General features: G+C 54.4%; 7 protein-coding genes. 3 read left to right on the top strand and 4 right to left on the bottom strand.

Annotated elements, in window-relative coordinates:
• The 4 genes from A0129_RS14880 to A0129_RS14865 all read right to left on the bottom strand — a co-directional run.
• The coding region (locus A0129_RS14880; protein ID WP_291716194.1) for a molybdopterin-dependent oxidoreductase at window positions 1-1,289 on the bottom strand (1,289 nt) is incomplete at its 3' end.
• Between the two features lie 20 nt (window positions 1,290-1,309).
• Entirely contained in the window at window positions 1,310-1,681 is a 372-nt protein-coding gene (gene nirD, locus A0129_RS14875) for a nitrite reductase small subunit NirD (protein WP_341710531.1), read from the bottom strand.
• Window positions 1,681-4,137, bottom strand: a complete 2,457-nt coding sequence (nirB, locus tag A0129_RS14870; protein WP_291716193.1) for a nitrite reductase large subunit NirB — start codon at window positions 4,135-4,137, stop codon at window positions 1,681-1,683. The genes nirD and nirB overlap by 1 nt, the downstream gene beginning before the upstream one ends.
• Before the next feature lie 297 nt (window positions 4,138-4,434).
• On the bottom strand, window positions 4,435-6,321 hold the full coding sequence (locus A0129_RS14865; RefSeq protein ID WP_291716192.1) for a CocE/NonD family hydrolase: 1,887 nt from the start codon (window positions 6,319-6,321) through the stop codon (window positions 4,435-4,437).
• 180 nt (window positions 6,322-6,501) lie between these two features.
• On the opposite strand from A0129_RS14865, the gene tsaD reads away from it, so the two are divergent.
• The 3 genes from tsaD to A0129_RS14850 form a co-directional block, all read left to right on the top strand.
• Window positions 6,502-7,545, top strand: coding sequence for a tRNA (adenosine(37)-N6)-threonylcarbamoyltransferase complex transferase subunit TsaD (gene tsaD / locus A0129_RS14860; protein ID WP_291716195.1), 1,044 nt, complete (start codon window positions 6,502-6,504; stop codon window positions 7,543-7,545).
• A 705-nt stretch (window positions 7,546-8,250) separates the two neighbouring features.
• Window positions 8,251-9,741, top strand: a complete 1,491-nt coding sequence (locus tag A0129_RS14855; RefSeq protein WP_291716191.1) for an FAD-linked oxidase C-terminal domain-containing protein — start codon at window positions 8,251-8,253, stop codon at window positions 9,739-9,741.
• A 12-nt stretch (window positions 9,742-9,753) separates the two neighbouring features.
• Window positions 9,754-10,341: FAD-binding protein (locus A0129_RS14850; protein WP_291716190.1), on the top strand; the 588-nt coding region annotated here is incomplete at its 3' end.

Below are 10,341 nucleotides of genomic sequence, written 5' to 3'. Positions count from 1 at the left end.
TTTTGCAAGGCACGCGCCACTTTTTGCGAATTGGGCAATGAATGCGCCGGGTTGGTACACGCCACCCACACGGCTTTTATTTTGCCTTGTTCCAGTTGATCAAACATTTCAACTGCACTGGCACCCGGTGTTGCACTGATTTGCTTCACGCCCCAGAACTTCGCCACCTCTGCAACATGGGCGGGGTTGTTCAATTCGCGGTGCGCGGGCAACAAAGTGGACAAGCCGCCGACCTCGCGACCACCCATGGCGTTGGGTTGCCCCGTCAGCGAAAACGGGCCAGAACCTTCTTTGCCAATTTGCCCTGTGGCCAAATGCAGGGCAATCAGCGCGGTATTTTTATCAGTCCCCGTGGTGGCCTGGTTCAACCCTTGGCAATACAGGGAGAGTGTCCTGTTGCTTTGGGCGAACCAGGTGGCAGCCAATACAATGTCTGCCTCGGGAACTCCACACACGCTGGCAGCCAGCTTGGGGGTGTAATCGACCACCCCCTTGGCCACGGCATCAAAGCCCTCTGTGTGTTTGTTGATGTAGGCCATGTCAAGCCAACCGTTTTGCATCATCACGTGCAACATGGCGTTGAACAACATCACGTCGGTGCCTGGCTGAATTTTCAGATGCAAATCAGCCATCAGCGCGGTGTCGGTTGCGCGGGGGTCAACCACAATCAGTTTGTGACCGGGGTTGGCAGCCCGCGCGGCTTCAAGCCTGCGGTAAGCCACTGGGTGCGCATACGCCATGTTGGAACCGGCAATGAACACGCAATCAGCTAAGGTCAAATCATCGTAATTGCAGGGCGGTGCGTCTGCACCCAGCGTGCGTTTGTAACCGCTCACGGCGCTGCTCATGCACAAGCGTGAATTGGTGTCGATGTTGTTGGTGCCGATCAAACCCTTGGCGAGTTTATTGAACACATAATAATCTTCAGTCAGCAGTTGCCCGCTGATGTAAAAGCCGACGCTGTCGGGTCCATACGTGGCAATCAACCTTGCAAATTCGCGTGCGGTGAAATCAAGCGCGGTGTTCCAGTCAGTGGGCGCCACTCGCTGGTCGCGCTGAATGCGCAGCAAAGGCTGATTGGCCCGCACTTGCCCGTACACATTTGCGGTTGCAGTTTCAGCCAGTTTGCTGCCCTTACTGCACAATTTACCCAGGTTGGCCGGGTGCGTTTCATCGCCCTTTACGTCAATGATTTTCCCGCCTTGCGTGCGCACCACGACACCACAACCCACACCACAATAGGGACAGGTTGTTTTGGTGCTTTGAATGGATTGCAGCAGTTCGGTCATTGAGCAGTAATTCCGAAAAATTAAATACCGTGGTTTTTCACTTCACTGGCTTTCAAATGCACGCGGCCATCAACCACCTGCACCGTGAATTTGGCGGTGCAGCCTTCATCGGGTTCGCGTGCGCAGCCATCGGCCAAACCAATTTGCCAATTGTGCAGAGGACAAGTGACCGTGGTGCCATGAACGATGCCCTGGCTCAAGGGGCCTTTTTTGTGTGGACATTCATCCAGCAAGGCAAACACCTGTTCTTCGCTGTTACGAAATATTGCAATGTCTTGCCCGGTGGGGCGGCGCACGATGCGTGACCCCAATACAGGGATGTCTTCCACGGCGCAAATGTCGATCCATTCCATTTGAATTTCCTTTCGTTCCTTAAGTAGTGAAGCCGACATTAGACCACCTCCGCCAGTTTGATTGGAATGAACTGGCGCAAATCAACCTGTGCTTCCTTGGGCTTGTGCCACGGGTCTTCCTCAATGGCCAGCGCGGCCTGAAGTTCAGCCCACAAGGCCTTGCGATTGGCAACATCGTCAATCACTTTGGCTTTTACATGATCAAGACCGACACGTTCCAGGTAATGCACCGTGCGCTCGAGGTACCAACCTTCTTTTCGGTACAACTGCAGGAAAGCACCGCTCACAGCCATCACTTCATCAGAGGTTTTAACGCGACACAGAAACTGGGCCACTTCGGTTTTAATGCCGCCGTTGCCACCCACATAAATTTCCCAGCCAGAATCCACGCCGATGACGCCCACATCTTTGATGCCACTCTCTGCGCAGTTTCGCGGGCAGCCCGACACGGCCAGTTTCACTTTGTGGGGCGCGTACATTTTGAACAAACCGCGTTCAAGGTCTTTGCCCATTTGCGTGCTGTCTTGCGTGCCAAAGCGGCACCATTCGCTGCCCACACAGGTTTTTACGGTGCGCAAACCCTTGGCATAAGCGTGACCGCTAGGCATGTCCAGGTCTTTCCACACATTCTGCAAATCTTCTTTTTTGACACCCAGCAAATCGATGCGCTGACCACCTGTTACCTTCACGGTGGGAATGTTGTACTTGTCGACCACATCGGCGATGCGGCGCAGTTCCGCCGCAGTGGTTTCCCCACCCCACATGCGTGGCACCACCGAATAGGTTTTGTCTTTCTGAATGTTGGCGTGCGCGCGTTCATTGATGAAACGGCTTTGCGGATCGTCCACCGCCTCGCCAGGCCACGAGCTGATCAGGTAATAATTCACGGCGGGGCGGCAAGTCGCGCAGCCATTGGGTGTGCGCCAGTTCATGGCAGCAAACACTTCTTCCTTGGTGGTGAAGTGGTGCTTGAAAATCGCATCGCGAACCACTTGATGCCCATGGTCAGTACAGCCACACATGGGTTTTGTTTTCGGCGTGGCAGAGTAATCAGCGCCCGCCGTGCTCATCAAAATTTGCTCGCACAAACCAGTGCACGAACCACAGCTCGCACTGGCCTTGGTGTGCTTGCGCACTTCTTCAATGGTGAACAAACCTTTGGTTTTAATGGCCTGCACAATGGTGCCTTTACACACGCCATTACAGCCACACACCTCATCGCTGTCTGCCATTTTGCTGGCTTGGCTTTGCCCTTCGTGACCTGTATCGCCGATATTGTTCTGGCCGAACATCAGCTTGTCCCGGATTTCCTTGATGGCTTTGCCTTCACGCATCAACTTGAAATACCAGGAGCCGTCGACTGTGTCACCGTAAAGGCAGGCGCCCACCAGTTTGTCTTCCTTGATCACCAGTTTTTTGTAAACTCCACCAATGGGGTCGGAGAGCAGCAATTCCTCAAATCCTTCTCCACCCATGAAGTTGCCCGCGGAGAACAGATCAACACCCGTGACCTTCAGCTTGGTTGAAGTAACTGAACCCTCGTAACGGCCAATGCCGAACTGCGCCAAGTGGTTGGCGCACACTTTGGCCTGTTCAAACAAAGGTGCAACCAAACCGTAAGCAACACCACGGTGGCTGGCACATTCGCCCACGGAGTAAATTTTTGGATCGGTGATGGTTTGCATGGTGTCGTTGACCACTACACCGCGGTTGCAGTGCAATCCACTGCTGGCAGCCAGCTTGTCGTTCGGACGAATACCCACGGCCATCACAACCAGGTCGGCATCGTGTACCTCCCCGTCGGCAAATTCAATCTTGGCGACTCGACCGTCAGGCCCCGCATGCAGTGCCTTGGTATTTTTAGCCAGCAAAAATTTCAGGCCTTTGGTTTCAAGACTTTTCTGCAACAGGCCTGCCGCAGTGGGGTCAAGTTGGCGTTCCATTAACCAGGTGGGCAAATGCACCACACTCACGTCCATGCCCTGAATGGCCAAACCATTGGCGGCTTCCAAGCCCAACAAACCGCCACCGATCACGACGGCTTTTTTGTAGTGCTTGGCGGCGTCCAACATGGCCTCGGTATCGGCAATATCACGGTAACCGATTACGCCAGGCAAGGTTGAACCCGGCACAGGGAGAATGAAAGAGTTGGATCCTGTGGCCAATAGAAGGCGATCATAAGCTGCACTAGTGCCGTCTGCACATTTCACCAAGCGCTTTACACGATCGATTTCGGTGACCTCACGCCCCACGTGCAGTGTGATGTTGTTGCTGGTATACCAGTCCCAGTCATTGAGCACGATTTCATCGAATTTCTGCTCTCCAGCCAATACAGGCGAAAGCATGATCCGGTTGTAGTTGGGATGTGGCTCGGCGCCAAACACGGTGATTTCATACAATTCAGGGGCGAGCTTGATCAACTCCTCGACCACCCGGATACCGGCCATGCCGTTACCAATTACCACCAGCTTCTGTTTTTTGACGGACATCAGCATACTATTAATCCCAATTTACCCAAAAAAAAACGGCCCCCGGCTGCACGAAGCAGCACGGACGCCGTTGTCCAACTCCTTTGGTCGCTTTCACAACCGCGGGAGACCTGTCAATCCACCTGCAGATCGCCGCCGTTGACGACCTACGACCTTGCTAATGCAAGGGACGTGCCAGCCAATTCAGTGTGGTTTTGCACCACAAAGAGGCTGATTCCGGTGAAATGGAGAAGTATTGAATGGAAGGGCTGGCACCCAACTAGTGCAGCGCACCATTCTGTGTAGAACGGTGCGCCTTTTTGATCACAAACTACAAAAACCCGTCGGGTCTTGCACTGCGTTGGGCAAAGCCACACTCGCGCTGACTGTGACAGGTACAGGCAGGCGATTGAAACTGGTCACAAACACTGGACTGAACCCCTGGATGGTCAAGGTCAGTGAATCGCCCTCTTTCAGTTGCACTGAAATGCCTGGCAACTCAATGGACTTTTCTCCATAACCTTTCAAAGGCGTAACTTGATCATGCAACACAGTTTGGGTGCCGTCGGCACGCTTCAAACCCAGCCCCAAGTACACAATGGGCGCCTCTGGCGAGGCCGGTCCAACTGGCTCTACTTTCACGGTGGCTTGGGGAGTTCCAACAAAACAGCCTTTTACATTGGCGTTGTTCAAGTCCACGAAGATGGGCTGCGCCAATTGTGCCGCCTGGGTTGAAGTAAGCCCTGAAGGGATTCCAGTGATGCCAGTCATGACCTGAGTAGGCATGGTGAAAGCAGAGGCTGCGCGAACACCTTCGAGTTTGGGACGACTGGATGAATTCGACTTCACTTCGACGGCTGTGGGGTCGTTCCGGCTGTCCTCGAGCACCGCGGTGATTTCCGGCAAAGGTAGGGGTGCAAAACCCAGATAACTCTCGGAGCGGGCCTGCTGTGCCCCAACCAGGTGTTGGGCGAGGAACTGAAACATCATGTTCTTCAAGGGAATGACACAGCGGCCGGTATCCGCATCCCAGTTGGCGGCTGGGCAGGCATTGCGCGTGGTTTTCAGCCAGATGAGACTTTCATTGAATGCATACTTTGCACCTGTGCCAGCAAGGGCTGCTGCAGGATCTTGTTGAATACCCAAAGCGTTCAGCAAGTGACCATATTTCACAAAGAGCAGTTTTGCATTCGCATTCACTTTTCGATAGCACTCGAAATTCCAGATTGCATCGTTCAGGTTGAACAATACATCCGTGGCACCCTGAATAAAGAAAGCGGGCACATCGGTTTTCAGTGTCATGCCACGGGGCAGATTTGCAGCAAGGTCACAATAAGACACTGAACCCTGGGAACCCAAACGCTTGACGATTTCCTCCGACACCACACCGGTGGTGTTGGCCTGTAAAAGACCCTCAAAAAGAAATGGATCAAAACGACCGCGATTGCTCTGCAAACCGCCGGCAACCAAGCCATTGAGATAGGTCGTTTTGGGCACACCTGCAGGGTTCAGGCTGTAACGCAGGTCGTACCAGGTGCCATTGGGCACCATGGCATCAATTCGGGAATCTAGGCCACTGCCGATTAACTGAAATGCACCGCCATAGCTTCGCCCGATGGTGCCAATGACAGGATCGAGTTTGCCGGCCTTGCTCCGATGCCCAAGGTTGGGCAAGTTGGCCTCAGCCCAGTCCAGAATGGTTTTTAGGTCCTTGCCTTCGAAATCAGGATCAAGAATGGTGACATTGCCGCCAGTATCACCGTGCCCACGTTGATCGTAGGAGATGATGTACCAGCCCGCTCTCGCCGTGGTTTTGTCTTTTTCGTTGTAGGCCACCTGCAGGGTGTCTACCCCTATTTCAGAAGTTTGAGTGGCTTCATCGAAATCAAGCGTTGCAGAACGGTTGCCACCAAACCCGTGGGAGTGCAGTAACAAAGGCGCTGCCTCACCAGCGGCAAGTTCCGGAAAATACACGGTCATGGCCAACTCGGTGCCATCGAATGCAGTCAAGGTGACTTGCTCAACACGCGCATCGTGCCCAACTGCGGTAGCCTGACTTTTCACTTGAAGAGGGGTCTGGTTTTCAGAGGGCGTTACAGAAGAACCCCCTCCAGCAGGTGCAACCACACCGGGCTCAGACTCGGATAGACAGCCAGCAAGCCCGATCAGCAAACACGACAGTGCGAACACTCTGAACGGGTCTTTCAACATGAACTGTCTCCGAAATGTCATTTGTTGTGTTGCTCTTACCTGCTTCAGTTCTCTTTCAGATTCAAATAGTTAGCAAAACGTATTGACCCGCTGCGATTAATCCGTGCGGCACTGCGCTAAAATAAGGGCTTGACGACGTTCTGGCCTTCCAAATTGATCCCTGCTGCAATTCCCCCGAAAATCGTGCTTGGTTTTGAAAGCTCGTGTGACGAAACCGGTGTGGCGCTTTGCACCACTGACGGTCGTATCCTGGGACAGGCGTTGTATTCGCAAATCGCCATGCACAAGGATTACGGTGGAGTAGTTCCCGAACTGGCCTCCCGTGATCACATTCGCCGCTTGATTCCTTTGATGGAAGATACTTTTTCTCAGGCAGGTATTTCGATGTCCGAGGTAGACGCCATTGCGGTGACCACTGGCCCCGGTTTGCCTGGCGCATTGATGGCTGGCTGTGCCTTTGCCTATAGCCTGGCGATGGGCTTGGACTTGCCTGTAATCCCGATACACCACCTGGAAGGACATTTGCTGTCACCCTTGCTTTCTTCAAACCCACCTGCATTTCCTTTCACAGCCCTTTTGGTCAGCGGTGGGCATACCCAATTGATGGGTGTGGAAAGCCTTGGGCGCTATACCCTGCTTGGGGAAACACTGGACGATGCCGCAGGCGAGGCTTTTGACAAAACAGCAAAAATGATTGGTCTGCCCTACCCGGGCGGTCCGGCCTTGTCGAAACTGGCGGAGAGTGGGAACCCGGAGCGATTCAAGCTCCCGCGGCCGATGCTGCACAGCGGGGACTTCATGTTCAGTTTTTCTGGCCTGAAAACAGCCGTACTGACCACCGCCATGAAATTGGCAGGGGTCAGCCAACCCTCAGAGACCATGTTGATCTCTGCTGAAGACAAAGCGGACTTGGCGGCCAGCTTTCAGGCCGCTATTGTTGAAACCCTGGTGAAGAAAGCCTTGGCAGCATGCCTACAGCAAGATCACAAACGCTTAGTGGTGGCCGGAGGCGTGGGAGCCAACAAACTGCTGCGTGAGCAATTGGTGAAGGCGGCCAGCAAACGCGGCATTGAGGTGTATTTCCCGGAACTAAGCCTGTGCACCGACAACGGTGCCATGATCGCATTTGCCGGCGCCATGCAACTGGCTGAAAACCCGGCACTGCTGGATACTCGCAATTACGGGATGGTCACGCGACCAAGGTGCGAGCTCGCAGCTCGCTAAATGGTGGTATTGGCCCAGTTGGCGTGGGTTCCGATCTCTCGTCTGCCGGTTAACTGCCCGATCGGCTTGGGTTCCGATCTCTTGTCGTTCTTGATCGCCCACTCGGCTTGGGTTCCGCTCTCTCGCCAGAAAACCTGTATTTCCCTTTTTGATATTCACCCTGACTCACCTCGCTCGGCAAAAGGGCGGACCGAGTCTCGGTGCCGGCCCATGGCCGACCGTGGCGGGTGAATTCAAACGGGCAGGTTTTCTTGAAGGCGAGGCGATCGAAACACCGCCGCCGATTGGGCCCCAAACACAGCCGTGAGTCGCTCGGAGGTGGAGAGGCGCTGCACGGAAGTGCGGAGAGCTGAACTTGAAGGGTCGCACGATGACCAGTCAGAAAACTTGCCGGCTTGGCGCACCGAGGCTAACGATCGCGCCCTGGCGCGAAAGCCAAGACCCGACCGTTACTTTTGGAGGGCTTGGCTTAGTGCAGACTCAAGACGACAAGCCGAAATGCCAAGTTTTCGGGCAGCGGTGACCCTTCAAGTTCAGCTCTTAAATCACTAGTTCAGTGCGAACCATGTAACCCACGCCGAGTTCACAAAACAACCCCAATCACAAATCAGTTTTGACTTACAGGCAAAACTGCTTCGGGCAAGCACCAATTACCATATCACCTCGAAAAAGGTATTCTTAAAAGCTGTCAAAGAGGTACCCCCTATGAATGCGCCCACCGAAGACTTTGTACTGAATGCTGCCCAACGCGCAGAGGTCATCGCAGGACTGAACCAGATTCTGCCCGCCCACGCCGTGTTGCACGAAGTTGAAGACACCAAGCCTTACGAATGCGATGGTTTAAGCCTGTTTCGCCAGTTGCCCATGGTAGTGGCACTGCCTGAAACCGAAGACCAGGTGATTCAAATCCTGAAACTGGCCAATCGACTGAACGTACCCGTGGTGGCCAGAGGTGCCGGCACAGGTTTGTCCGGCGGCGCGCAACCCCACAAACACGGTATTTTGTTGGGGATGGCAAAATTCAACAAAATCTTGAAAGTGGATGTGCAATCCCGCAGTGCCGTGGTGCAGCCCGGTGTTCGCAACTTGGCCATTTCCGAAGCCGTCGCCCAACACCAGCTGTACTACGCGCCCGACCCCTCTAGCCAAATTGCCTGCACGATTGGCGGCAATGTGGCCGAAAACAGCGGCGGCGTACATTGCCTGAAGTATGGCCTCACGGTACACAATGTGCTGAAGGTGCGCGCGATTACCATTGAAGGCGAAATCGTTGAGTTCGGCTCCGAAGCACCCGATGCGCCTGGCCTCGAGTTAATGAATTTGGTGATTGGCTCAGAAGGCATGCTGGCTGTGGTTACTGAGGTCACCGTAAAACTGGTGCCCAAACCCGCACTGGCACAGGTCATTATGGCCAGCTTCGACGATGTCGCCAACGCAGGCAATGCGGTGGCTGCCGTGATTGCTGCCGGCATTATCCCAGCGGGGCTGGAGATGATGGACAAACGCGCCAGCCAAATGGTGGAGCCTTTTGTAAAAGCCGGTTACGACACTGAAGCGGAAGCCATTTTGTTGCTTGAAAGCGATGGCACCCCGGAAGAAGTGGCCGAGGAAATTGCTGAAATGACACGCGTGCTGAATGGCTGTGGAGCAACAGCCATCAAGGTGTCGCAAAGCGAAGCTGAACGCCTGAAATTTTGGGCTGGCCGCAAAAACGCATTTCCAGCGGCGGGCCGAGTATCGCCCGATTATTACTGTATGGACGGCACCATTCCCCGCCGCCGTTTGGCCGATGTACTCAATGCCATCACCGAGATGGAGAAAAAGTACGACATGCGGTGTGCCAACGTATTTCATGCGGGCGACGGCAATTTGCACCCCCTGATTTTGTTTGATGCCAACAAGCCTGAGGAAATCAAACGCGCGGAGGATTTCGGTGCCGAAATTCTGGAACTGTGCGTGGAGGTCGGCGGCACTGTAACCGGCGAGCACGGCGTGGGCATCGAGAAAATCAACCAGATGTGTGTGCAGTTTTCGCGCGCTGAACTGGACGCATTCTTTGCGGTGAAAAAAGCCTTCGACGAACCTGGTTTGCTCAACCCTGGCAAAGCCATTCCAACCCTGCACCGCTGTGCCGAATACGGCCGCATGCATGTGCACGGTGGGCAAGTGCCTTTCGCTGACCTGCCCCGCTTTTAAAAGAACGAGACCATGAGCGACTTTATCGACGACCTGTGCAAACGGGTAGAACTGGCTGCACGCAACAACACACAACTTCGTCCAGTGGGCGGTGGCACCAAGAATTTCTACGGCGGCCCCCTTCAAGGTGAAGAAGTGGACATGCGCCAATGGGCAGGCATTGTGGAATACGAACCCACGGAACTGGTCATCACCGTGAAACCAGGCACACTGTTGGCTGAGGTGGAAGCCGCACTGGCTGCGCAAAAACAGGAATTGGCATTTGAACCCCCACGATTGGGAACAGGCGGTACTGTCGGCGGTGCAATTGCCAGTGGCCTGGCTGGCCCGGCCCGTTTAAGCCGGGGCGGCGTGAAAGATTATGTGTTGGGCTGCACATTGCTGGATGGCAAAGGCCAGCTTTTGCACTTCGGCGGCGTGGTCATGAAAAACGTGGCGGGTTACGACGTGGCACGAGTGATTCCCGGCAGCATGGGCACACTTGGCATTGCAACTGAGTTGTCAATCAAGGTCATGCCTGTTGCTCCTGCGGAAGCCACGCTGCAGTTCGAGATGGATGTCAACAAGGCCATTTCGCAAAGCAATGAATGGCTGTCCAAA

It is taken from the genome of Limnobacter sp. CACIAM 66H1, assembly GCF_001601825.1.
Taxonomy (GTDB): domain Bacteria; phylum Pseudomonadota; class Gammaproteobacteria; order Burkholderiales; family Burkholderiaceae_B; genus Limnobacter.
Note: the sequence above shows the minus strand (reverse complement) of the source record. Positions and strands in the feature narration are given on the sequence as shown.

Bases quoted from the DNA above. Each gene is read 5' to 3' on its own strand.
- nirD (WP_341710531.1), bottom strand. From the start codon at position 1,681: ATGTCGGCTTCACTACTTAAGGAACGAAAGGAAATTCAAATGGAATGG.
- nirB (WP_291716193.1), bottom strand. From the start codon at position 4,137: ATGCTGATGTCCGTCAAAAAACAGAAGCTGGTGGTAATTGGTAACGGC.
- A0129_RS14865 (WP_291716192.1), bottom strand. From the start codon at position 6,321: ATGTTGAAAGACCCGTTCAGAGTGTTCGCACTGTCGTGTTTGCTGATC.
- A0129_RS14855 (WP_291716191.1), top strand. From the start codon at position 8,251: ATGAATGCGCCCACCGAAGACTTTGTACTGAATGCTGCCCAACGCGCA.